The sequence below is a fragment of the Streptomyces sp. NBC_00076 genome (assembly GCF_045041235.1).
Classification (GTDB): domain Bacteria; phylum Actinomycetota; class Actinomycetes; order Streptomycetales; family Streptomycetaceae; genus Streptomyces.
The window spans coordinates 1,845,186-1,867,642 of the sequence record NZ_CP108242.1; the positions used below are offsets into that span (position 1 = coordinate 1,845,186).

The following is a 22,457-nucleotide window of genomic DNA, read 5'->3' on the forward strand; positions in this document are numbered from 1 at the left end:
CCACTTCCTGCCCTGCTCCGCCGGACCGATTCCTCCCCGGCCTGAAGGCCGAGGCATCTTCGGAGGAACCCGGTGAACAAGGTGGACAACGGCCAGCGCCCCGTCACCACACCCAGCGTCCCGGATCACACGGCGACGCCGATCGACCCACCGCACGCTTCCCGCAGGCAGTTGCCAACCCGGCAAGGAGGGGCATGTCCAGCACGCTCGAAAAGGGTTCCACGCCCGCAACGGGTTCCACGTCCGAAAACCGCCCGCACTCACCGCGCGTGGTCGTCGTCGGCGCCGGCATCGTCGGCTGCTCCCTCGCCGACGAGCTGACCGCCCGCGGCTGGACCGACGTCACCGTTCTCGAACAGGGCCCGCTGGCCACCCCGGGCGGCTCCACCTCGCACGCACCCGGCCTGGTCTTCCAGACCAGCCCGTCGAAGACGCTCGCCGAGTTCGCCAAGTACACGGTCGAGAAGTTCCTCTCGCTCGACGTGGACGGCGTGCCCTGCTTCCACCAGGTCGGCGGCCTGGAACTCGCCACCACCCCGGAGCGCCTCGCCGAACTGCACCGCAGGGCCGGTTACGCCGCGGCCTGGGGCATCGGGGGCGAGGTCGTCAGCACCGCCCGCTGCAAGGAACTCTGGCCGCTCCTGGACGAGTCGGTGGTGCTCGGCGGCCTCCACACCCCCGACGACGGGCTCGCCCGCGCGCTCCTCGCGTCCCACGCCCAGATGGAACGGGCCATCCGAAGGGGCGCCCGGTTCCTGGAGCGCCACACGGTCACCGGGATCGAGAAGGAGGACGGCCGGGTCACCGCCGTGGTCACCGACCAGGGCACCTTTCCCGCCGACCACGTCGTCTCCGCGGCCGGTTTCTGGGGCCCCGTCATCGGCCGCATGGCCGGGATCGACGTACCGCTGCAACCGCTCGCCCACCAGTACGCGAAGACCGAACCGCTGCCCGGGCAGGGCGGGGCGACGACGGAAGCCCCGAAGCCGATCCTCCGCTTCCAGGACCGCGACCTGTACTTCCGCGAGCACACCGAGGAGGAAGGCGGCGCGCTGCGCATCGGCATCGGCTCCTACGCCCACCGGCCGATGCCGGTCGACCCGTTCGCGATCCTGCCGTACGACGAGGCCCGCGCCCGGAACATGGACATGCCCTCCTCGTTCCCCTTCACGGAGGAGGACTGGGCCCCGAGTTGGGAGGACTGCCGCCGGCTGCTCCCCTCCCTTCGGGAAGCCGAGATCGAGGAGGGCTTCAACGGCGTCTTCTCCTTCACCCCGGACGGCATGCCGGTGCTCGGCGAGTCGCGTCAACTGCGCGGCTTCTGGCTGGCCGAGGCCGTGTGGGTCACCCACTCCGCCGGTGTGGCGAGGGCCGTCGCCGAGTGGATGGTCGACGGGCGGCCCTCCCTCGACCTGCACGAGTGCGACCTCACGCGATTCGAGGACGCGCAGCGTTCACCGTCGTACATCCGTGAACGCGGTTCACAGCAGTTCGTCGAGGTGTACGACGTCATCCACCCGCTCCAGCCCATGGAGCGGCCACGCCCGCTGCGCGTCAGCCCCTTCTACGCCCGTCAACAGCAACTCGGGGCCTACTTCCTGGAGGGCGGCGGCTGGGAGCGCCCGCACTGGTACGAGGCGAACGCGCCCCTCGTCGACACGCTCGACGCGCTGCCCGAACGCGACGCCTGGTCGGCGCGCCACTGGTCCCCCATCGCCGCCGCCGAGGCGAGGGCGACCCGCGAGAAGGTCGCCCTGTACGACATGACCCCCCTGCGGCGCCTGGAAGTCAGCGGCCCCGGAGCCCTCGACTTCCTGAACCGCATGACCACCAACAACCTCCGAAAGAAACCCGGCTCGGTCACCTACACCCTCCTTCTGGACGAGACCGGCGGCGTGCGCTCCGACCTCACCGTCGCCCGCCTCGCCCCCGACCGCTTCCAGGTCGGCGCGAACTCCCCCGCCGACCTGGACCGGCTCACCCGGTACGCCCCGGACGACGTCCACATCAGGGACATCACCTCCGGCACCTGCTGCGTCGGGGTCTGGGGTCCGCTGGCCCGGGACCTCGTCCAGCCGCTGACCCGCGACGACTTCTCGCACGAGGCCTTCGGCTACTTCCGCGCGAAGGAGACGTACCTGGGCCACGTCCCGGTCACGGCGATGCGCCTGTCGTACGTCGGCGAGCTCGGCTGGGAGCTGTACACCACCGCCGACCTGGGCCTGCGCCTGTGGGACACCCTGTGGGAGGCGGGTCAGGGCCTCGGCGTGGTCGCGGCCGGGCGCTCCGCCTTCAACTCCCTGCGTCTGGAGAAGGGTTACCGGGCCTGGGGCACCGACATGACCGACGAACACAACCCGTACGAGGCGGGTGTCGGTTTCGCCGTCCGCACGGACAAGGAGTTCGTGGGGCGCGAGGCACTCACCGACGCGCCCCCCACCAGGAGGCTCACCCCCCTGCTCCTGGACGACCCCGCCGCCGTGGTCCTCGGCAAGGAACCGGTGTACGCCCCCACTCTCGACTCCGCTCGAGCGGGAGGTGCCCCCATCGGCGCCCCGGCCGGCTACGTGACGAGCGCGTCGTACGGCTACACGCTCGGCCGGTGCATCGCCTACGCCTGGCTCCCGGCGGGTCTCACCACCGGCACCGGAGTGCACATCGCGTACTTCGGCGAGAAGGTTCCCGCGACGGTCGCCGAGGAGCCGCTGTTCGACCCGAAGATGACCCGCATCCGTCGCTGACGCACTTTCAGGAGGCATGCAATGTCCCCCACCTACGACGTGATCGTCATCGGTCTCGGCGGCATGGGCAGCGCCGCCGCCCATCACCTGTCCGGGCGCGGTGCCCGTGTGCTCGGTCTGGAGAAGTTCGGTCCGGTGCACAACCGCGGCTCCAGCCACGGCGGTTCGCGGATCACCCGGCAGTCGTACTTCGAGGACCCGGCGTACGTCCCGCTGCTGCTGCGCGCCTACGAGCTGTACGAGGACCTGGAGCGGGCCACCGGCCGCCAGGTAGCGATCCTTCCCGGTGGCGTGATGGTCGGACGCCCCGACTCCCGGACCGTCTCCGGCTCGCTGCTCTCCGCCCGGCAGTGGGACCTGCCGCACGAGATGCTGGACGCCAAGGAGATCCGCCGCCGCTTCCCGACCCTCACGCCCAAGGACGACGAGGTGGCCCTGTTCGAGCGGAAGGCCGGTCTGCTGCGCCCCGAGAACACGGTCGCCGCGCACCTCCAGCTCGCCACCCGGCAGGGCGCCGACCTGCACTTCGAAGAGCCGATGACCCGCTGGGAGCCGTACCGGGACGGGGTTCGTGTCCACACGGCCGAGAACACCTACACCGCCGGACAGCTGGTGATCTGCCCGGGCGCGTGGGCGCCGCGGCTGCTCACCGACCTGGGGGTGCCGTTCACGATCGAGCGGCAGGTCATGTACTGGTTCCAGCCGACCGGCGGGGTTGGGCCCTTCCTCCCCGAGAACCACCCGATCTACATCTGGGAGGACGCGGACGACGTCCAGGTCTACGGCTTCCCGTCCATCGACGGCCCTGATCTGGGCGCCAAGGTGGCCTTCTTCCGCAAGGGCAGTGAGACCACCCCGGAGACCATCGACCGGGTGGTCCACGCGGACGAGATCAAGGCGATGGCCGACCATATGGCCGGCTGCATCCCGGATCTTCCCGGCACCTTCCTCAAGGCCGCGACCTGCATGTACTCCACCACGCCCGACGAGCACTTCGTCATCGCCCGCCACCCGGCGCATCCGGAGTCGGTGACCGTGGCCTGCGGGTTCTCGGGGCACGGGTTCAAGTTCGTGCCCGTCGTCGGCGAGATCCTCGCCGACCTGGCCCTGACCGGCAGCACCGAGCATCCCATCGGCCTGTTCGACCCCGTCCGCCTCGCCGCCGCGCCCGCCTGAGGAGCACGCCCGTGACGACGACCCCCATCGCCCCCAGCCTGATCGCGACGCTGCCGGGCCACTACTACACCGAACCGGAACTCTTCCGGCAGGAGCAGGACCTCATCTTCGAGTCGATGTGGTTCTGCGCGGTCCGCAGCGCCGACCTGGCCAGACCCGGTGCCTTCCGCACCGTCCAGGTGGGCCGCGAGAACGTCATCATCACCCGCACCCGCACCGGCGACCTGCGCGCCTTCCTGAACGTCTGCCGACATCGTGGGGCCCGTCTGTGCACGGAGGAGTCGGGCGAGGCCCGCCGCAACCTTCAGTGCCCGTACCACGCGTGGACGTACGACCTCGACGGCAGGCTGATCGCGGCTCCCAACCTGACCAAGATGCCCGACGTCGACCGTGTCGCGTACGGATTGATCAAGGTGTCCCTGCGGGAATGGCTGGGCTACGCCTGGGTGTGCCTCGCCGACGAGCCGCCGTCCTTCGAGGACACGGTCGTGCACGCCGCCGTCGAACGGCTCGGCGACACCGCCGCCATCGAGCACTACGGCGCCGAGAACCTGGCGCTGGGCAAGCGCATCGTGTATGACGTGAAGGCGAACTGGAAGCTGATCGTCGAGAACTTCATGGAGTGCTACCACTGCGCGACGATCCATCCCGAGCTCACCGACGTCCTGCCAGAGTTCGCCGACGGTTACGCCGCCCAGTACTACGTGGGGCACGGCGCGGAGTTCGGCGAGGAGGTCAAGGGCTTCACGGTCGACGGGAGTGAGGGCTTCGCCAAGCTGCCGTCCGTGTCCCAGGACCAGGACCGCCGCTACTACGCGATCACGGTGAAGCCGACGGTGTTCATCAACCTCGTACCGGACCATGTGATCGTCCACCGTATGTTCCCCCTGGCCGAGGACCGCACGGTCGTCGAGTGTGACTGGCTGTACGCGCCGGAGGTGGTGGAGTCCGGGGCGGACGTGTCGAAGTCGGTGGAGCTGTTCCACCGGGTGAACGAGCAGGACTTCGAAGCCTGTGAACGGACGCAGCCGGCGATGGCGTCGCGCGCCTATCGCGGGGGTGGTGTGCTGGTCCCCACCGAGCACCACATCGGGATCTTCCACGAGTGGCTCGTGGAGAGGCTGGGAGGCGGCCATGGCGGACCTGTTCATTGACGGCGCGTGGCGAAGTGCGGTCGACGGGCGCACCCGTGAGATCCGCTGCCCCGCCGACGGCTCCCTGGTGGGAGTCGTGGACGAGGCGGGCGGCAAGGACACGGTGGCGGCGATCGACGCCGCCCGCCGGGCCTTCGACGACGGGCCGTGGCCGCGGACGTCCCCGAACGAGCGCGGTGACCTGCTGCTGCGGGTCGCCGAACTGCTCGTACGCGACAAGGCCGCGCTGGCCCGCGCGGAGTCCCTGGACACGGGGAAGCGGCTGGTCGAGAGCGAGTACGACATCGACGACATCGCGAACTGCTTCCGCTACTTCGGGCGGCTGGTGGCGAGCGAGACCGGGCGGGTCATCGACACCGGGACGGAGGGGGTCGACAGCCGGGTGGTGTACGAGCCGGTCGGCGTCTGTGCGCTGATCACGCCCTGGAACTACCCGCTCCTGCAGACGGCGTGGAAGGTCGCGCCGGCTCTCGCGGCCGGCAACACCTTCGTGCTCAAGCCGAGCGAGCTGACCCCGCACACCGCGATCCACCTCACCCGGCTGCTGGCGGAGGCCGGGCTCCCGCCGGGCGTCGCCAATCTCGTCCTGGGCGCCGGTCCTCAGGCGGGCGCCCCGCTGGCCGACCATCCTGGCGTGGACCTCGTCTCGTTCACGGGCGGGCTCCAGACCGGCCGTGGCCTGATGGCCGCCGCGGCCGGGACGGTGAAGAAGGTCGCGCTCGAACTCGGCGGCAAGAACCCCAACATCGTCTTCGCCGACGCCGACTTCGAGACGGCCGTGGACATGGCGCTTACCGCCGTCTTCCTGCACTCCGGGCAGGTCTGCTCGGCGGGGGCCCGGCTGCTGGTCGAGGACTCGCTGCACGACCGGTTCGTGGACGAGGTCGTACGCCGGGCCCGACTGATCCGCCTGGGCGGGCCGTTCGACGAACAGGCGCAGACGGGGCCGCTGATCTCGGCGGCGCACCGCTCGAAGGTCGAGGCGTATGTCGCCAAGGGCCTGGATGAGGGGGCGGTCCTGCGATGCGGTGGTGCGCGCCCGTCCGGGCCGGGCTTCGACGACGGCTTCTACTATCCGCCGACCGTGCTGGACCAGTGCACCGCAGGGATGTCGGTCGTCCAGGAGGAGTCCTTCGGGCCGGTGCTCACGGTCGAGCGCTTCACCGGCGAGGACGAGGTGGTGCGCGTCGCGAACGACACGGTCTACGGCCTCGCCGGCGCCGTCTGGACGAGCGACGAGGCCAAGGCGGCCCGGGTCGCGGGGCGGCTGCGGCTCGGCACGGTCTGGATCAACGACTACCACCCCTACGTGCCGCAGGCGGAATGGGGCGGCTTCAAGCAGTCCGGCTTCGGGCGCGAACTCGGACCGTCGGGCCTCGCCGAGTACCGGGAGACGAAGCACATCTGGCGCAACACGGCCCCCGTGCCGCAGGGCTGGTTCGCGTGACTCTCGTGTAACACCATGCACATGACCCGCGTGTACAACCCCCTCATTGATCCAGGCACCCGCAGCAGTCGCTCGTCCCCTCCCCCGGCCCACCAGGAGTCCGCGCATGACGACAACCGATCAACCATCGTCCGGGCAAAGAGACGACGCCGAACTCGCCGAGTTCGGATACAAACCCGAACTCAAGCGCACCCTCGGCAACTTCCACACCTTCGCCGCCGGGATCAGCTACATCTCGATCCTCACCGGCACCTTCCAGTTGTTCTACTTCGGCTACGGCAGCGGCGGCCCCGCCTACTGGTGGTCGTGGCCGATGGTCTTCGTCGGCCAGTTCATGGTCGCCCTGTGCTTCGCGGAACTGGCCGCCCGCTATCCCGTCGCGGGCTCCGTCTACAACTGGTCGAAGAAGATAGGCAATCCGCACCTGGGCTGGCTTGCCGGCTGGATGATGTTGATCGCGTCCATCGTGTCCATCTCGGCCGTCGCGCTGGCCTATCAGTTGACGCTTCCGCAGATCTCGTCGACCTTCCAGTTCGTGGGTGACGGCACCGGCAAGTACGACGTGGCGACCAACGCGGTCGTCCTCGCCACCGTGTTGATCCTGTTCACGACCCTGGTGAACGCCTTCGGCGTGAAGCTGATGGCCACCATCAACAGCGCCGGCGTGCTCATCGAGCTGATCGCCACCGTCGTCCTCATCGTGCTGTTCGCCGTCCACATCACGCGAGGACCGCAGGTGGTGACCGACACCGCGGGCACCGGGGCCGGGCACCAGGCGGGCTACATGAGCGCGTTCCTCGTGGCCTCGCTGGCGTCCGCGTACGTCATGTACGGCTTCGACACGGCCGCCTCGCTCGGCGAGGAGTCCCTGGACCCGTCCCGCAACGCGCCGCGCGCCATCATCCGCGCCATCGTCGCCTCGTTCGTCCTGGGCGGCCTGATCCTGCTGCTCGCGCTGATGAGCGTCTCGAGCCTGAAGGGCGACAAACTGTCCACGGACGGTCTGCAGTACATCGTCCTCGACGTGCTCGGCTCGACGGCCGGCAAGGCGATGCTGTGGTGCGTGCTGATCGCGGTCACCGTGTGCGCGCTGGCCGTCCACACGGCGGCGATCCGCCTCACGTTCGCGATGGCCCGTGACAACAACCTGCCCGGGTCCTCCAAGCTGGCCAAGGTCAGCCCGCGCTTCCAGACCCCGGTGCTCCCCGCGGTGATCATCGGCATCCTGGCCGTGGCGATCCTCGTCGTCAACATCCGCCAGCCGCAGATCTTCACCGTCGTCACCAGCATCGGCATCATCATGATCTACCTCGCCTACCTCGGTGTCACCGCGCCGATGCTGGTGGCCCGGCTGCGCGGCAAGTGGCAGCCCGCGGGCGACGGCAAGTTCTCGCTGGGCCGCTGGGGACTGCTCGTCAACATCGTCGCCGTGGTCTGGGGCACGGCCATGACGATCAACCTGATCTGGCCACGGGCCGAGGTCTACAACGCGGCCGCTCCGTTCCACTGGTACCTGCGCTGGGGTGCGGTGCTGTTCGTCGCGGTCATCATGGGCGGCGGCTTCGCCTACTACTGGTTCGTCCAGCGGCACCGCACCGGCGTGCTCGCCGAGCACCAGCTGCAAGCCACCGGCACCACGACTCCCCCCGCCGTCCCGGCCGCCGACTGAAGGAGGTCAACCACCCATGAGTACCGATGAGTTCGACTATGTGGTGGTGGGCGGCGGCACCGCGGGCAACGTGGTGGCGGCCCGCCTCTCCGAGGACCCCGCGGTCACCGTATGCGTCCTGGAAGCCGGTCCGAGCGACGTCGGCGACGACGACGTCCTCAAACTCGACCGCTGGATGGGCCTGCTGGAGTCCGGCTACGACTGGGACTACCCGGTCGAGCCACAGGCGAGCGGCAACAGCTTCATGCGGCACGCCCGGGCGAAGGTGCTGGGCGGCTGTTCGTCACACAACTCCTGCATCGCCTTCTGGGCGCCGGACGAGGACCTCGACGACTGGGCGGCCAAGGGCTGTACGGGCTGGAGCGCCGCCGACCTGTTCCCGCTGTACCGGAGGCTGGAGAACAACGACGCTCCCGGCGACCACCACGGCCGCACCGGCCCGGTGAAACTGCGCACCCTGAAGAGCGACGACCCCTGCGGCACGGCCCTCCTGGAGGCGTGCGCACAGGCCGGGATCCCGACGACCCCGTTCAACACGGGCTCGACGGTGGTCCGGGGCGCCCACTGGTTCCAGATCAACTCCGACGAGAACAACACCCGCCAGTCGTCCTCCGTGGCCTACCTCCACCCGATCCTGGGCAAGCGGCCGAACCTGGAGGTCCGGACCGGGGTGCGGGCCAGGAACCTCGTGCTCGACGGGCGGCGCTGCGTGGGCGCCGCGTACCTGGACCCGGACCTGATCCACACCCGGACGGTACGGGCCCGGCGCGAGGTGATCGTCTCGTGCGGGGCGATCGACACCCCGAAGCTGCTGATGCTGTCCGGCATCGGACCGGCCGAGCAGCTGCGGGAGGTCGGTGTGGAGGTCGTGGTCGACTCGGCCGGTGTGGGCGAGAACCTCCAGGACCACCCCGAGGGCGTGATCATGTGGGACGCCCGGCAGCCCATGACCACCACGTCGAGCCAGTGGTGGGAGGCGGGCATCTTCTACGACACCGAGGAGGGCCTGGACCGGCCCGACCTGATGTTCCACTACGGGTCGGTGCCGTTCGACATGAACACGGCACGCTGGGGCTACCCGACGTCCGAGAACGCGTTCTGCCTGACACCGAACGTGACGCGGGCGCGATCACGGGGCACCGTGCGGCTCCGTACCCGTGACTACCGGGACAAGCCCAAGGTCGACCCGCGCTACTTCACGCACGAACACGACGTGCGGGTCATGACCTACGGGCTGCGTCTCGCCCGGCGGATCGCGGAGCAGCCCGCCCTGAGCGGCTGGGCGGGCGCGGAACTGGCCCCCGGTCCGGACGTCCGGACCGACGAGGAACTGCTCGACTACATCCACAAGACCCACAACACCGTCTACCACCCGTCCTGCACGGTGAAGATGGGCGCGGACGACGACGCCTCGGCCCCGCTCGACGCTCGGTTGCGCGTCAAGGGGGTCGAGGGGCTGCGGGTGGCCGACGGGTCGGTGATGCCTGATCTCGTCAGCGTCAATCCGTGCATCACGACGATGATGATCGGCGAGAAGTGCGCCGATCTGCTGAAGGAGGACGCGTAGGCAAGCGCCCCAAGGGGCCCGGGGAACCGCGCGACCGGCGACGAACGGCCCGCGGTTCCCCACCGCCGTACCCCTACGAGGCGCTCACGCCGGGCGCTTGAACATCCGCGTCGCGGTGATCTCGCTGTGCGCGTCCTCCCCGGCGGGAGCCTCGGGCAGTCCCGGCCTGAGGTGTTCCTCCACGCTGATGTACTTCAGCCCGGCCCGCAGGTCGGCGTCGTTGCGCATCCGGATGACCAGCGGGAACTCGGCGAGCGCGGTCGTGTCGAAGAGGCCGGTGGTGTAGAGGAGCTGGACACCGAGCGCGTCCGACACGGCTCGCTGGAGCTCCAGCAGGTAGGTGGCGTTGGCGCGCCCGATCGGGTTGTCGAGAAACAGCGTGCCGGCGTGCCGGTGCTTGTCGCGCCCCCGGTCGTTCGAGCGCAGTGCGGCCATCGTGCAGTACAGGGCGATGGCGGCGGTCAGCAGCTGCCCGCCGGAGAACACGTCGCCCATCTGCCCGACGGGCACGCGCTCGGCGCGCAGGACGGCGTCCGGCTTGAGGATCTCCACCGCGACTCCCTTGGGCTGGAGCGCCGCGGCGACGCCGCGCAGCAGCAGGGACATGCCGTCGCGCCGCAGGTCGGAGTTCTTCTTGACGGCCGCGCGGGTCGCCTCGTCGATGACCTCGCCGAGCCGCTCGGTGAGGGTGGCCTGGTCGGGCTCGTCGAAGCGGATACGCAGGAACTCCTGCCCGGACCACTCGCCGAGCCCTTCCGGCAGCCGCGACAGCCGCTGAGCGGATCGGAGGGTGGCGAGTGCCGACTCCACCAGCCCCCGGAGCCGGTCCACGATCGAGTCCCGGTTCCGCTCCAGCTGAGCCAACTCGTCGGTGAGGACCCTCAGTCGGGGCGCGAAGGCGTCGGCCCACTTCTGGGCGTGCTCGGGCAGCGCGGACGCGGGCAGCTCACGGATCTGCTGTCGGGCGGGCGTGCGGACCTGCTCGTAACGGGTGGAGTTGGCATGTCGGACGAGGATGTCGCTCGCCTCGCGCACGGCGCCCTCGGCGGCGGACAGCTCGGCGGCGCAGCCGCGCAGGGACCGGCGGGCCTCGGCGGCGGACAGCCGTGCCTCCTCCAGGCTGCCCGGATACGGCTCGGGCTCCTCCTGCTCGTCCTCCGTGGTGTGTTCGCGCAACAGGTCGCGGAGCATCGCGGCGGTCTCGTCGAAGCCGCCGACGGCGTCCTCGGCGGCGCGGTGCGCGTCGAGGAGCTCGGCGTGCGCCTCCCGGGCCCGGCCCAACGCCTCGGTCCGCGAGGCCAGTTCGGCGGTGGCCGTGCGCAGCAGTGCCTGCGCGTGTTCGGCGTCGCGGGGCTGCTGTTCCCCGGGCAGTTCGGTGTGTGCGTCGCCGTCCTCGGGAGCGTGTCGTTCGGCCTCGCCTCGCAGTCGTCCGAGCTGCTCGCTCGCGCTGGACATCCGGGTCTCCAGGAGCTGCACCAGCTCGTCGGCGCGCGCCACGGCCGCCTGCCGGGAGGGTCCGTCGGAGCCGTCGGGCGACTGGAGCAGCTGTTCCGCGCGCGTGCGGACCTTGTTGCTCAGCCGGTCCAGGTCGGACCGCGCGGCGCTCTCGTCGCTCTCCGCCCGGGCCTGCTCGGTGCGCAGATCGGCACCGACGCCGACCTTCTCGTACACCTGGGAGGCGGCCCGATACGCCTCGCGGAGAGCGGGCAGGGACGCCCTGGGTTCGTCGGAGCCGCTCTCCGGTACGTCGTCGGGGGCGCCGGCGATCTCGGAGCGCTCGGCGCGCAGCGCACGGGCCGTGCGGCGGGAGTCGTCGGCGGCGCGCTGGGCACCACGCCGGTCCTCGTCGGCGGCCCGGGCACGGTCCAGACAGGTCTGGGCACGGGCTTCCGACTCGGCTGCCTCGTCGGCGAGTTCGCGCACCTTGACCTGCCAGCCGGCCCGTTCCCGCAGCCGGAAGGCGAGCCCGGCGAGCGCGTCGGCGGCCCGCCGGGCCTTCTGGGCGGTCTCCTGGCGTTCGTCGCGGACCTGCGCGGCCTCGGCGGCGGCTTCGTCGGCCTCGGTCCGCACGGTCCGCGCCTCGGCGAGTTCGGCCTCGGACTCCTGGGCGAAGACACGGGTGTCCCGGGCGGCCCGGGACAGCTCCACCAGCCGTCCCGCAGGGCAGCCGGTGCGCCAGGAGGAGAGCCGGGCCGCCAGCTCCCGGTCTTTGCCGAGCCGTGAAGCCAGGCCACGGATCTCCTCGTCCCGCTCGGTGGCCCGGGCCCGCAGCGCCTGGCGCTCCTCATCGGCGGCGTGCTCGTCGTGCATCGCCGGGTTCGGCGGTACGAGGAAGACGTCACCGGCGTCCGAGTCGGGCGCCGGGGTCGGTGCCAGCAGGGCGGCGGCCGTACCGACCGCCACGGCGGACCTCGGCAGCAGCGCGGCGTCGTTCAGCGCCCCGCGGGCACGCGCGTGCGTGGCCGGGTCGGTGATGATCACTCCGTCGACCAGCTCCGGCCGGGCGGCCAGGACGCGCGCGTGGTCGGCCGGGTCGACGGCCTGGGCCAGATAGCGCCAGCCGGGCAGGGCGGGGATGCCCTGCTCACCGAGGAATTCCACGGTCGCCAGTACGTCCGGCCCGGGCGGCAGCAGCCCGCCGTCACCGAGCGCGCCGAGGATCCGGGAGTCGTCGGCGGCTGAGGTGCGCAGCTCGAAGAGCTGCCGCTCGGCCGAGGAGACGGCGTCGTCGAGGAGTTCGCGCAGTTCGTCGGCGAACCGGTCCAGGTCCTCGGGGCTGAGACCGTCCCGGGGGCCGGTGTCCGTGTCGGTGTCGCTGTCCTGACGGGGCTGTGGAATCGCGGACGGGCGGGCGTCGCCGCCGGTCAGGCTCAGCAGTTCCGCCAGCCGCTCCTCGCGGGCCAGGGCCTCGGCGAGGCGACGTTCGGCCTCGTAGGACCGTTCCGCCGCCGTGGCCGCGTCCTCCGCGCGGGCCGCTGTCAGCTCCGCGCGGGACTCGACCGAGGCGGCCTCGCGGGCGTGCTCGGTGGCTCGGCGTGACGCCTCGCGCGCGGTGTCCCAGGCGGCGACCGCCGTCTTCTCGGCGTCGCTGGCGGCGAGGGCCGCGCGCGCCGGGTCGGCGTCGGGCGCGGTGTCGTCGAGCCAGCCCGCGCGCACCGCCTCGGCGGTCTCCTGCTCGACCTCGGTCAGGCGCTGCCGCAGATGCCCGACCTCGCTCCGGGCGCGCTGCGCCTCGGTGGCGGCGGAGGTGGCGTCCCGGTGCGCGGACTCGCCGACTTCCTGGAGGGCGGCGGACCGCTCCTCCTCCTCGTCGGCGAGGGTCTCGGCGCTCTCCGCCGCCGCGTGCAGGGCGCGCACGAGATCGACGGCGGCCTTGGTGCGGGCGGCGAGCGCGGGGGCCGCGTCCCGCTCGGCCTCCTGGATCGCGGTGGCCACCCGTGCCACCCGGTCGGCGGCGGCGCGGTGCCGCAGCACGGCTTCGGCGGCCTGCCAGGCGGAGTGCAGGGTGCGCGCGTCGGCGAGCTCACGTTTCTGTGCCGCGGCCGACTTCTCCGCGGCGGCGAGCGCCAACGAGGCGTGCCGGTAGGCGAGTTCGGCGGCGATCAGCGCACTGCGGTCCCGGGCCGCCTCGGTGTGGGTGACGGCGTACGCGGCGGCGGTGACCCGCTGGGCGAGGTCGCCCGCTCGTACCCGTTCCTGGGCGCCGCGCGCGGACAGCCGCCGCGCCAGGGTCCTCGTACGACGCTCGGCCCCGGTGTGGATGTCACGGGCGCGGGAGCGGGCCTCGGTGGCCTCGACGATCCGCCCGAGCAGGTCCACCGACCCGGCGGTGAAGTCGCGTTCGGCGATCAGTTCGGCGCGTCGCCCCAGCTTGTTGCCGAAGCCGCTGACCAGGTCGGCGAGGCCGTCGGTGTCACGGGTGTCCGTCACCGCGCGCAGCAGCAGGTCGGTGAAGTCGGAGTCCTTCTTCACCGCGAAGAGGCCGGCGGCCTCGCCCTCGTCGGCGTTCATCTCCCGCTGGTAGCGGAAGAGTTCGGGGTCGAGGCCGAGGTCCCCGAGGTGCTCGATCCAGCGGTCGTGGATCTCCTCCCAGTGCACCTCGAGATGCGGGTAGGCCTTGCCCGCCTCGGTGATGGCGTCCCGGAAGCCCTTCATGGTCCGCCGCCGCCCGTGTGCGCCCGACTGACCCTCGGCGGACGGCCGTACGGCGGTGGACTCCGCGACGGGCAGGCTGTCCAGACTGAGGCCGGGGCCGGGCCGGAAGGAGTACCAGGCCTCGGCGAACTTCCGCGGGTCGTTGGAGACCTGGCGCCCCCGCCACTCGCTGGCCTTGCCGACGACCACGCACTCCCCGGTGAGCACGTGCTGCCACTCCAGCGCGACGTGGCCGCAGTCGTCCGCGAGCAGGAACTTCCGCAGCACACCGGAGCTGGCGCCGCCGAGGGTGTTGCGGTGGCCCGGCAGCATCACGGAGAAGATCAGCTTGAGCAGGACGGACTTGCCGCCGCCGTTCTCCAGGAAGAGCACACCTGCGGGAGCGGGCCGACGCGGCGGGCCGACGGGCTCCTCCTCGAAGAACTCCGCCTGGGCGGGCGCGGGGTCGGGCACGGGCAGGCCCACGCCCCGCAGGTCAAGCACGGTGTCGGCGTAGCGCGCACCGGCGGGTCCGATGGAGTAGAGGCGGACCCGGGACAGCTCGTACATGGCGGACTCTCGTCAGTCTTCGGCAGGTCAGGGGGGTCAGGACGACGAAGGCGCGTGGAACGGCAGCCCGGCGTCGGCCACCAGGTCCAGTTCGTCGGTGTCCTCGGCGGGCAGCAGCGTCGGCGTGCCGTCGGTCACCGGCACGACGCCCAGTTCGAGCAGCTCCGCCATGGCGGCGGTCCCGGCCATGTCCCGCACCTGGAGCTGATAGCGGGCGGTGGTCCGGTACGTGCCGCCGTTGTCGTCACCGGTGCGCTGCAGGAACCCCGAGTCGGTGAGGAACGCGACGGCCTTGCCGACGATGCCGGTGGTGGAACCGGCGAGCCTGCGCGCGTCCTTGGTGGCACCGGTCGCGCTGCGTCTGACCCAGATCCGCCAGGCGGCCTCCAGCGCGGGCGCGTCGGTGGCCGGGTCGGTGTTCTCGCCCTGTTCCTCGGCCCGCTCCTCCAGGCGACGGCAAGCCTGTCGTACGAACGCGTCGACGCCGTTGACGGAGACGCGCCCGATGTACCCGTCGTCGGCGAGGTCCTCGGGCCGCGGGAACGCCATGGCGGCGACGGCGAGATGCGCCAGGCCGTGCAGGAACCGGTCCCCGCCGTCGGCGGACGTCCGGCGCGCGTAGTCACCCATCCGTACGGCGAACACCGAGTCCTCGGCGGCCGTCACCGCCATCCCCGCGCGTGGGGACACCTCCAGCACGACCAGCCCGAGCCCGGCGGCCACGGCGTCGGCGAGCCGCGCGAACGGCGGGTCCTCGCGATAGCGCCGCAGCAGCTCCGTGTACTCCTGGTCCCGCGCGGGCTGCAACTTGGGCTGCAACCCGAAGGCGACGAGGCGCGCCGCGTCGGCGGCGTCGGCGGGGGTGACGGCGGCGGTCGCCGGCGCGGGGCCGGCTTCCGGCTCACTCCACTCGGCGTGCTCGGTCACGGTTGGGGCTCCTTGTCGCGGTGGTTCGTGTAGCGGTGGTTCACGTAGCCGTGGTTCACGTAGCCGTGGTTCAGGTCGCGGTGGTTCATGAAGGCATACGTCACGCTCACGCCGCCTCCGTCCGGTCCGCCGCCATCCCCGCCGCGTCCAGGAGGGCGGTCCCCACGATCAGGTCGGCCCCGCCGAACTCCGGGTCGTCCAGCTCCGTCCCGTCGTCCACGGAGAACAACAGCTTCTCCTCGCCCTGCCGATAGGCCGTACCGACCGGCGGGCTGGCGGCGTGCACCGCCAACAGAGCGACCAGGTAAGGCAGATCGGCGTCCCTCGCACGCGCGTCGGCGAGCAGTCCGGAGAGCCTGCGGGGCGCGTCGGCCGGCAGGTCCAGCAGGTGCCTCGCCGCCGCCAACTGCTCCTCGCTGAACCGGCTGTCGTCCGGCGTGGCGATGAGATCCGGTTCCGGCATCTCCGCGCCCAGGTGTTCCCGCTCCATCGGCGGCGTCAGCAGGATGTCGACGAGGTCGCCGACGCGCACCGACACCGGTGTGCGCAGCCCGGTCCCGCGCGCGAAGAACGCGTCCGTGACGCGCACCGCCCGCTCCAGGGCCAACGGCAGGACCGGCGCGAGCAGATGCCCGTACAGGTCCGTACCGGACGTCGTCATCGGCGTGGCGAAGGCCTGCCGGTCCTGCTCGGCGCGGAACAGCGGGCCGGCCTCCAGCAGGCGGGACTGCAACTGCGTGTGTCGGCGGATGCAGTCCTTCACGATGTCCACCAGTTCGGCGGCGCGCCGCTTCTGTTCCGGGTCCTCGGACTCGTCCCGTGCCTTGCGGATGTTCGTGAGGATCGCGTTCTCGTGGCGGTACCGGTCCGCCACGTGGTCGAGGGCCTCGGCGATCATGTCGGGCACGGTGGTGAGCCAGTCCACCGCCCGGACGTTGCGCCGGGTGGCGTCCAGGGCCCGCCGCAGGGTCTCCGAGTACTGGACCGTGCGGTATCGGGCCTGCTCGGCGGCCAGTTGGGCGTCCGCGAGGCGACCCCGGCTGATCAGCACCTCCAGCTTGACCTCGGCGGCGATCTGCGCGCTGGTGACATCGGTGTCGAGGGCGCCCACCAGGACGTTGACGGCCTCGTCCGTCGTACGGAGGTACACCGAGCCGCCGGGGCCGGGGACCTCCTCGATCAGCTTGAAGTCGTAGTCACGGCGCACGTAGGTGCCGTCCTGCGCGAACGTGCCGTACACCGCCCGGAAGCCGCGGTCGACGCTGCCGACGTTGATCAGGTTCTCGAGGACCCAGCGGGCCACGCGCTCGTGTTCCGGGACCGGGCGCTGCGGGGCCTGGGCGGCGATGCGGGGGATGAGCCGGGCGACTATCTGGTCGTGGTCGGCGCCGGTGTCGAAGTCCATGTTCAGGGTGACCAGGTCGATGGCGGCCAGCGCCACCTCCGCCATGCCGTACACCGAGTACTCGCCGGCGAGGTTGGCCTTGCGGGCGTCCAGGTCGTGCAGCGGCGCGGTGCAGGCGAGCGCGCGCAGCCGCCGCGCCAGTCCCTCGTCGGCGGCCGGGCCCGGTGCGGGGCGCGGCCCCGCGCTGAGCTGGGGCGGAACGCTGTCCGTCGATGCAGGCGAAGTCACGGTGCACAGACTAGGTCCTCGGTCTGACAACGACCCAAACGACGCGGATCGCCTCCGGCGCTCGGGCGGGCGACCACCAGTGGTGTTTCGGCCGAGGGCCGTCGGGGGCTGGTCGCGCGGTTCCCCGCGCCCTCAGATGCTCTTGCCCACCCTTCGCCTGTACACCTCGACCACGCGTTCCAGCGAGTCGGCGAGATAGACCGCGAGCAGTTCCTCCGCGTACCGCTTGTCCCCCGCCTCCAGCGCCTCCAGGATCTTCTGGTTGCGGGCCAGGTACGGCTCGTGCAGCGCCTTCGGGTCGTCCACCACGTGGAAGGCGAGGCGCAGTTCGGCGAAGACGCTGCGCATCAGTTCGTCGGTGCGCTCGCTGCCGGCGAGTCCGACCAGCTCCCGGTGGAAGTGGATGTTGGCGGTACCCAGCCCTTTCCAGTCACCTTCACGCGCCGCCCGCAGGCCCTCGGCGACCGCCTCGGCGAGCAGGTCCAGTCCGTACGGTGGCTTGCCCAGGCCACGTACGACGGCGCGCTCCACGAGGCCGCGGGTGCGGTAGATGTCCTCGACGTCCTCGACGGTCAGGACCCGGACGAAGACGCCGCGGTTCAACTCGTGGACGAGCAGCCGTTCATGGGTGAGCAGCCGGAACGCCTCGCGCAGCGTGTTGCGGGAGACCCTGAGCGCATTGCCGATGCTGTCCTCCGACAGCCGGGTCCCGGGCGGGAAGTAGCCCTCGGCGATACGGCTCCTGAGGATGTCCGAGACGCGTTCCGCGGTGCTGGTACGGCCCAGGAGGGCGCGGTCGTCGACCAGTCCCGTCAGCTGCTCTGCCATGCCCGGAATTCAACCGCAGATACAAGAACGAAACAACATAGGTATTGAGGAATCGTTCAACGATCCCCTATCTTGCTGTGAACGGCGCCGTCCCGCTCGACGGCGCGACGGCTTCCGCACGGCCCGGCTCGCTCCGCACGCACCCTCCCTCCTCCCTCTGCGAGGTGCCCATGAGCACGACCCCTCCGCCCCAGGCCCCGACCGCCGACGCGTCACCTGTAGCGCACGAAGATCCCTCCGACGACGGGGCATTGGGCTGGCTGCGAGCACTCGGTCCGCGCGGCCGGAGCGCCTTCGCCGGCGCGTTCGGCGGCTATGCCCTGGACTCCTACGACTACTTCACGCTGCCGCTGAGCATGGTCGCGCTGGCCGCGTACTTCGGCCTGGACAGCGGTCAGACCGGCCTCTTCACGACCGTCACCCTGGTGGTCTCCGCGATCGGCGGCGCCCTGGCGGGTGTGGTGGCGGACCGGGTCGGCCGGGTCAAGGCACTGATGATCACGGTGATCACCTACGCGGTCTTCACCGTCGCCTGCGGTTTCGCACCCAACTACGAGACCCTGCTGGTCTTCCGTGCCCTCCAGGGCCTCGGTTTCGGGGGCGAGTGGGCGGTCGGCGCAATCCTGGTCGCCGAGTACGCGAGCGCCAAGCACCGGGGCCGCACCCTGGGCGCGATCCAGAGTTCCTGGGCCGTGGGCTGGGCGCTCGCCGCGATCATGTACACGCTGGTGTTCTCGTTCGTCGACGACGACCTGGCCTGGCGCGTGATGTTCTGGACCGGCGCGTTGCCCGCACTGCTCGTCATCTGGATGCGGCGCCGCGTCCAGGACGCCCCCGAGGCGGTCGCGGTGCGCGAACAGAGCTCCGAGAAGGGCTCGTTCGCGGCGATCTTCAAGCCCGGCCTGCTGCGCGTCACGATCTTCGCCGGTCTGCTCTCCACCGGCGTTCAGGGCGGCTACTACACCCTGGCCACCTGGGTGCCGACGTACCTCAAGACCGAGCGCGGTCTGTCGGTCGTCAACACTGGCGGCTATCTGACGTTCCTGATCTCCGGGGCCTTCCTCGGCTATCTGACCGGCGGTTACCTCACCGACCGGCTGGGCCGCCGGCGCAACATCTGGCTCTTCGCTCTCCTGTCGGCGATCTGCATCCTGGCGTACGCGAACATCCCCGACGGCGCCAACACCCTGCTCCTGGTGCTCGGTTTCCCGCTCGGGTTCTGCATGTCGGCGATCTTCAGCGGCTTCGGTTCCTACCTGAGCGAGCTGTACCCGACGGCGGTGCGCGGCACCGGACAGGGCTTCACCTACAACACCGGCCGCGCCGTCGGCGCCGTCTTCCCGACCACGGTCGGCTTCCTCGCCGACAGCTGGGGGGTGGGCGGCGCGCTGGTCTTCGGCGCGATCGGCTACGGCATCGCGGCCCTGGCACTGCTGGGACTGCCGGAGACGCGCGGAAAGGAACTCACATGAACCGCACGGAAGGCCGCCCGGCGGTCGTCACGGACGACCGCCCCCTGACCCTCGTCGACCCGCACGCGCGCGCGTGGAGCCCGCGTCAGGCCCGGACCCGCTTCCGGGCGGGCCTGACGGGCCCCACCGCCGGGGTGGCGGCGGGCCACACCCAGGCCAACCTGATCTCGGTGCCCGCCGACTGGGCGTACGACATGCTGCTGTTCTGCCAGCGCAACCCCAAGCCCTGTCCGGTGCTCGACGTCACCGACGCGGGCTCCTGGACCACCGTCCTCGCGGACGGCGCCGATCTGCGCACCGACCTGCCGCGCTACCGGGTGTGGCGGGACGGTGAACTGGTCGACGAGCCGACGGACGTGCGCGCGCACTGGCGAAGCGACCTGGTCTCGTTCCTGATCGGCTGCAGTTTCACCTTCGAGTGGGCGCTGTCCGAGTCGGGCGTCCCGATCCGGCACATCGAGCAGGGCCGCAACGTCCCGATGTACGTGACCGGTCGCGAGTGCCGTCCGGCGGGACGACTGCACGGCCCCCTGGTGGTGTCCATGCGGCCGGTGCCGCCGGAGCACCTGGCGGCCGCCATCCGGGAGAGCAGTCTGCTTCCGGCGGTGCACGGCAGCCCCGTACACTGCGGCGACCCCTCGGGACTCGGTATCGACGACCTCGGTCGCCCCGACTTCGGCGACCCGGTGCACGCCGAACGGGACGACATCCCGGTGTTCTGGGCCTGCGGTGTCACTCCGCAGGCCGCGGTGATGGCCTCGCGCCCGCCGTTCGCCATCACCCACGCGCCGGGCCAGATGTTCCTCACCGACGCCCGCGACGAGCAGTACCGCGTGGCGTGAGAAGGAGAGACGAAGGATCCATGACCTCGATCGATCTCAACGCCGACCTGGGCGAGGGTTTCGGCCGCTGGCGGCTGACCGACGACGAGCAGTTGCTCACCGTCGTCACCAGCGCCAACGTCGCCTGCGGCTTCCACGCCGGGGACGCACCCACCATGCGCCGGGTGTGCGAGCCGGCGGCCGAGCGCGGGGTGCGGATCGGCGCACACGTCTCCTACCGGGACCTGGCGGGATTCGGGCGGCGCGCGATGGACGTGCCGCCCGCCGAGCTGACCGCCGAAGTGGCGTACCAGATCGGCGCCCTGGAGGTCTTCGCGCGGGCGGCGGGCTCGCGGGTGTCGTACGTCAAGCCGCACGGCGCGCTCTACAACCGGGTCGTGCACGACGAGGAGCAGGCCCGCGCGGTCGTGGACGGCATACTCCTGGCCGACGCCACGCTGCCCGTGCTCGGGCTGCCCGGCTCCCGCTTCCTGGAATTGGCCCACGCGGCGGGCCTGCCGCCCGTCACGGAGGCGTTCGCGGACCGCGCGTACACCGACGAGGGCACCCTCGTGCCGCGCGGCCGGGACGGCGCGGTGGTGACCGATCCGGAGTCCGTCGTGGCACGGTCGGTGGATCTGGCCTCCGGTGCGGTCACCGCGCACTCCGGTGCCCGGATCGACGTACGCGCGCGTTCTCTGTGCCTGCACGGGGACACGCCCGGCGCGGTGGACCTGGCCCGCCGGGTCCGGGAGCGGCTGGAGACCTCGGGCGTGCGGGTGGAGGCCTTCGCATGAGGGCACTGCCCGTCGGCGACGGCGCCTTACTCGTCGAGGTGGCCTCCGGTGACGAGGCGCAGGCCCTGCACGCGGAACTGGTGCGGCGACGCGCGGCGGGCCTGCTCACCGTGCGCGAGATCGTCCCGGCGGCCCGGACGGTCCTCCTGGACGGTCTGGACGACCCGGGGCGCCTGGCCTCCGAACTGACCGCCTCCGAGGTCCCGGGCACTCCCCCGCGTGAACAGGACGTCCTGGACATCCCCGTCCGCTACGACGGCCCGGACCTGGCGGACGTCGCCGCCCACTGGGGCGTCCCGGAACAGGAGGTGGCCCGGATCCACGCGGGCACCGAATTCCGTGTCGCCTTCTGCGGGTTCGCCCCCGGCTTCGGCTACCTCACCGGCCTGCCGGCCCGCTACGACGTTCCGCGCCGGGCCACACCGCGCACCAGGGTCCCGGCGGGCTCGGTGGGTCTGGCGGGCCCGTACACGGGCGTTTACCCGCGCTCGTCGCCGGGCGGCTGGCAGCTGATCGGTACCACCGACACCGTGCTGTGGGACCACGCGCGCGTGCCGGTCGCGCTGCTGTCGCCGGGCACCCGCGTCCGTTTCGTCCGGGTGGGCCGCTCATGACGGACCGCGCCCTCGCCGTCGTGCGGGCCGGGGCACTCACCACCGTCCAGGACCGGGGCCGTCCCGGGCACGCGCATCTCGGAGTGCCCCGGTCCGGCGCCCTGGACGGGCCGACGGCTTCGCTCGTCAACCGGCTGGTCGGCAACCGTCCCGAGGCCGCCGTCCTGGAGACCACGCTCAACGGCTGTGCGCTGCGGCCCCGTTCGACCGTCACCGTTGCCGTCGCGGGTGCGCCCTGCCCGGTCACGCTGGACGGGCGCCCGGCAGCCTGGGGCGCCGCGGTGCGGGTGCCCGCGGGCTCGCTGCTCGACATCGGCGCGGCCGTGCGCGGAGTACGCAGTTACGTCGCCGTCTCCGGCGGCGTGGCCGTCGAGCCGGTCCTCGGCAGCCGTTCCACGGACCTGCTGTCGGGCCTCGGCCCGTTGCCGCTCGCGGACGGCATGGTGCTGCCCCTGGGTCCCCCCGGCGAGCTCCACGCGCGCGTGGACGTCGCTCCGCAGCCCGCGCCCCCTGCCGAACTCGTCCTGCGGGTGACGCTGGGTCCGCGCGACGACTGGTTCACGCCGGAAGCCGTACGCGCCTTCACCACACGCACCTACCGGGTGTCCTCCGCGAGCAACCGCATCGGGCTGCGCACCGAAGGACCCGCCCTGGAACGGGCCCTTGACGGGGAACTCCCGAGCGAGGGCATGGTCCTGGGCGCGGTCCAGGTCCCGCCCGACGGCCGGCCGGTGGTCTTCCTCGCCGACCACCCGACCACCGGGGGCTACCCGGTGATCGCGGTGGTCCGCGCGGCCGACCTGCCGGCCGTCGCCCAGGCGGTGCCCGGCACTCCGGTGCGCTTCGTGGCCGTACGCCGACGCTGACGCGGCATGGGGCGCGGGGAACCGCGTGCCCAGCCTCCCGC

General features: G+C 71.6%; 15 protein-coding genes. 11 read left to right on the forward strand and 4 right to left on the reverse strand.

All coding sequences use genetic code 11. The features are described 5' to 3' along the window. Positions 1 to 194: 194 nt before the first annotated feature. From OHA64_RS08495 to OHA64_RS08520, 6 genes are all read left to right on the forward strand, one after another. Positions 195 to 2,741, forward strand: a complete 2,547-nt coding sequence (locus OHA64_RS08495; RefSeq protein WP_405610270.1) for an FAD-dependent oxidoreductase — start codon at positions 195 to 197, stop codon at positions 2,739 to 2,741. Positions 2,742 to 2,762: 21 nt separating this feature from the next. After that, positions 2,763 to 3,917 carry an N-methyl-L-tryptophan oxidase gene (gene solA, locus OHA64_RS08500; RefSeq protein ID WP_405610273.1) on the forward strand — a complete coding sequence of 385 codons (1,155 nt, stop codon included), beginning with the start codon at positions 2,763 to 2,765 and terminating at the stop codon, positions 3,915 to 3,917. A gap of 11 nt (positions 3,918 to 3,928) precedes the next feature. Further along, entirely contained in the window at positions 3,929 to 5,071 is a 1,143-nt protein-coding gene (locus tag OHA64_RS08505; RefSeq protein WP_405610276.1) for an aromatic ring-hydroxylating dioxygenase subunit alpha, read from the forward strand. Beyond that, positions 5,052 to 6,518 carry an aldehyde dehydrogenase family protein gene (locus tag OHA64_RS08510; protein WP_405610279.1) on the forward strand — a complete coding sequence of 489 codons (1,467 nt, stop codon included), beginning with the start codon at positions 5,052 to 5,054 and terminating at the stop codon, positions 6,516 to 6,518. Before OHA64_RS08505 ends, OHA64_RS08510 begins: the two co-directional genes overlap by 20 nt. A 106-nt stretch (positions 6,519 to 6,624) precedes the next feature. Next, positions 6,625 to 8,187 (forward strand): APC family permease, encoded by a 1,563-nt coding sequence (locus OHA64_RS08515; RefSeq protein WP_405610282.1) that lies wholly within the window; start codon positions 6,625 to 6,627, stop codon positions 8,185 to 8,187. A 16-nt stretch (positions 8,188 to 8,203) separates the two neighbouring features. After that, positions 8,204 to 9,754: a GMC family oxidoreductase gene (locus OHA64_RS08520; protein WP_405610285.1), complete on the forward strand. Its 1,551-nt coding sequence runs from the start codon at positions 8,204 to 8,206 to the stop codon at positions 9,752 to 9,754. A gap of 84 nt (positions 9,755 to 9,838) precedes the next feature. Here OHA64_RS08520 and OHA64_RS08525 read toward each other — a convergent pair whose 3' ends face one another. From OHA64_RS08525 to OHA64_RS08540, 4 genes are all read right to left on the reverse strand, one after another. Continuing rightward, complete coding sequence (locus tag OHA64_RS08525; protein ID WP_405610288.1) at positions 9,839 to 14,458, reverse strand: hypothetical protein; 4,620 nt, start codon at positions 14,456 to 14,458, stop codon at positions 9,839 to 9,841. 36 nt (positions 14,459 to 14,494) lie between these two features. Next, positions 14,495 to 15,385 (reverse strand): hypothetical protein, encoded by an 891-nt coding sequence (locus OHA64_RS08530; protein ID WP_405610291.1) that lies wholly within the window; start codon positions 15,383 to 15,385, stop codon positions 14,495 to 14,497. 106 nt (positions 15,386 to 15,491) lie between these two features. After that, a complete protein-coding gene (locus OHA64_RS08535) occupies positions 15,492 to 17,018 on the reverse strand; it encodes a hypothetical protein (RefSeq protein WP_405610294.1) in 1,527 nt (508 codons plus the stop codon). A 132-nt stretch (positions 17,019 to 17,150) separates the two neighbouring features. Then, positions 17,151 to 17,846 carry a GntR family transcriptional regulator gene (locus OHA64_RS08540; protein ID WP_405610297.1) on the reverse strand — a complete coding sequence of 232 codons (696 nt, stop codon included), beginning with the start codon at positions 17,844 to 17,846 and terminating at the stop codon, positions 17,151 to 17,153. A 170-nt stretch (positions 17,847 to 18,016) separates the two neighbouring features. On the opposite strand from OHA64_RS08540, the gene OHA64_RS08545 reads away from it, so the two are divergent. From OHA64_RS08545 to OHA64_RS08565, 5 genes are read left to right on the forward strand one after another with little or no spacing between them, the layout of a single operon-like run. After that, positions 18,017 to 19,318, forward strand: coding sequence for an MFS transporter (locus OHA64_RS08545; protein WP_405610300.1), 1,302 nt, complete (start codon positions 18,017 to 18,019; stop codon positions 19,316 to 19,318). Beyond that, positions 19,315 to 20,160, forward strand: a complete 846-nt coding sequence (locus tag OHA64_RS08550) for a putative hydro-lyase (RefSeq protein ID WP_405610303.1) — start codon at positions 19,315 to 19,317, stop codon at positions 20,158 to 20,160. Before OHA64_RS08545 ends, OHA64_RS08550 begins: the two co-directional genes overlap by 4 nt. 20 nt (positions 20,161 to 20,180) lie before the next feature. After that, positions 20,181 to 20,936, forward strand: a complete 756-nt coding sequence (locus tag OHA64_RS08555) for a LamB/YcsF family protein (RefSeq protein ID WP_405610306.1) — start codon at positions 20,181 to 20,183, stop codon at positions 20,934 to 20,936. After that, the gene (locus OHA64_RS08560) at positions 20,933 to 21,550 is read left to right on the forward strand and encodes an allophanate hydrolase subunit 1 (protein ID WP_405610309.1); all 618 of its coding nucleotides are present in this window, start codon (positions 20,933 to 20,935) and stop codon (positions 21,548 to 21,550) included. Before OHA64_RS08555 ends, OHA64_RS08560 begins: the two co-directional genes overlap by 4 nt. Further along, the gene (locus OHA64_RS08565) at positions 21,547 to 22,416 is read left to right on the forward strand and encodes a biotin-dependent carboxyltransferase family protein (protein ID WP_405610312.1); all 870 of its coding nucleotides are present in this window, start codon (positions 21,547 to 21,549) and stop codon (positions 22,414 to 22,416) included. The genes OHA64_RS08560 and OHA64_RS08565 overlap by 4 nt, the downstream gene beginning before the upstream one ends. The last annotated feature ends 41 nt before the right edge of the window (positions 22,417 to 22,457 follow it).

Coding starts and splice junctions, on each gene's coding strand:
- OHA64_RS08495 (WP_405610270.1), top strand. CDS start 195: ATGTCCAGCACGCTCGAAAAGGGTTCCACGCCCGCAACGGGTTCCACG.
- solA (WP_405610273.1), top strand. CDS start 2,763: ATGTCCCCCACCTACGACGTGATCGTCATCGGTCTCGGCGGCATGGGC.
- OHA64_RS08510 (WP_405610279.1), top strand. CDS start 5,052: ATGGCGGACCTGTTCATTGACGGCGCGTGGCGAAGTGCGGTCGACGGG.
- OHA64_RS08515 (WP_405610282.1), top strand. CDS start 6,625: ATGACGACAACCGATCAACCATCGTCCGGGCAAAGAGACGACGCCGAA.
- OHA64_RS08520 (WP_405610285.1), top strand. CDS start 8,204: ATGAGTACCGATGAGTTCGACTATGTGGTGGTGGGCGGCGGCACCGCG.
- OHA64_RS08525 (WP_405610288.1), bottom strand. CDS start 14,458: ATGTACGAGCTGTCCCGGGTCCGCCTCTACTCCATCGGACCCGCCGGT.
- OHA64_RS08540 (WP_405610297.1), bottom strand. CDS start 17,846: ATGGCAGAGCAGCTGACGGGACTGGTCGACGACCGCGCCCTCCTGGGC.
- OHA64_RS08545 (WP_405610300.1), top strand. CDS start 18,017: ATGAGCACGACCCCTCCGCCCCAGGCCCCGACCGCCGACGCGTCACCT.
- OHA64_RS08550 (WP_405610303.1), top strand. CDS start 19,315: ATGAACCGCACGGAAGGCCGCCCGGCGGTCGTCACGGACGACCGCCCC.
- OHA64_RS08555 (WP_405610306.1), top strand. CDS start 20,181: ATGACCTCGATCGATCTCAACGCCGACCTGGGCGAGGGTTTCGGCCGC.
- OHA64_RS08560 (WP_405610309.1), top strand. CDS start 20,933: ATGAGGGCACTGCCCGTCGGCGACGGCGCCTTACTCGTCGAGGTGGCC.
- OHA64_RS08565 (WP_405610312.1), top strand. CDS start 21,547: ATGACGGACCGCGCCCTCGCCGTCGTGCGGGCCGGGGCACTCACCACC.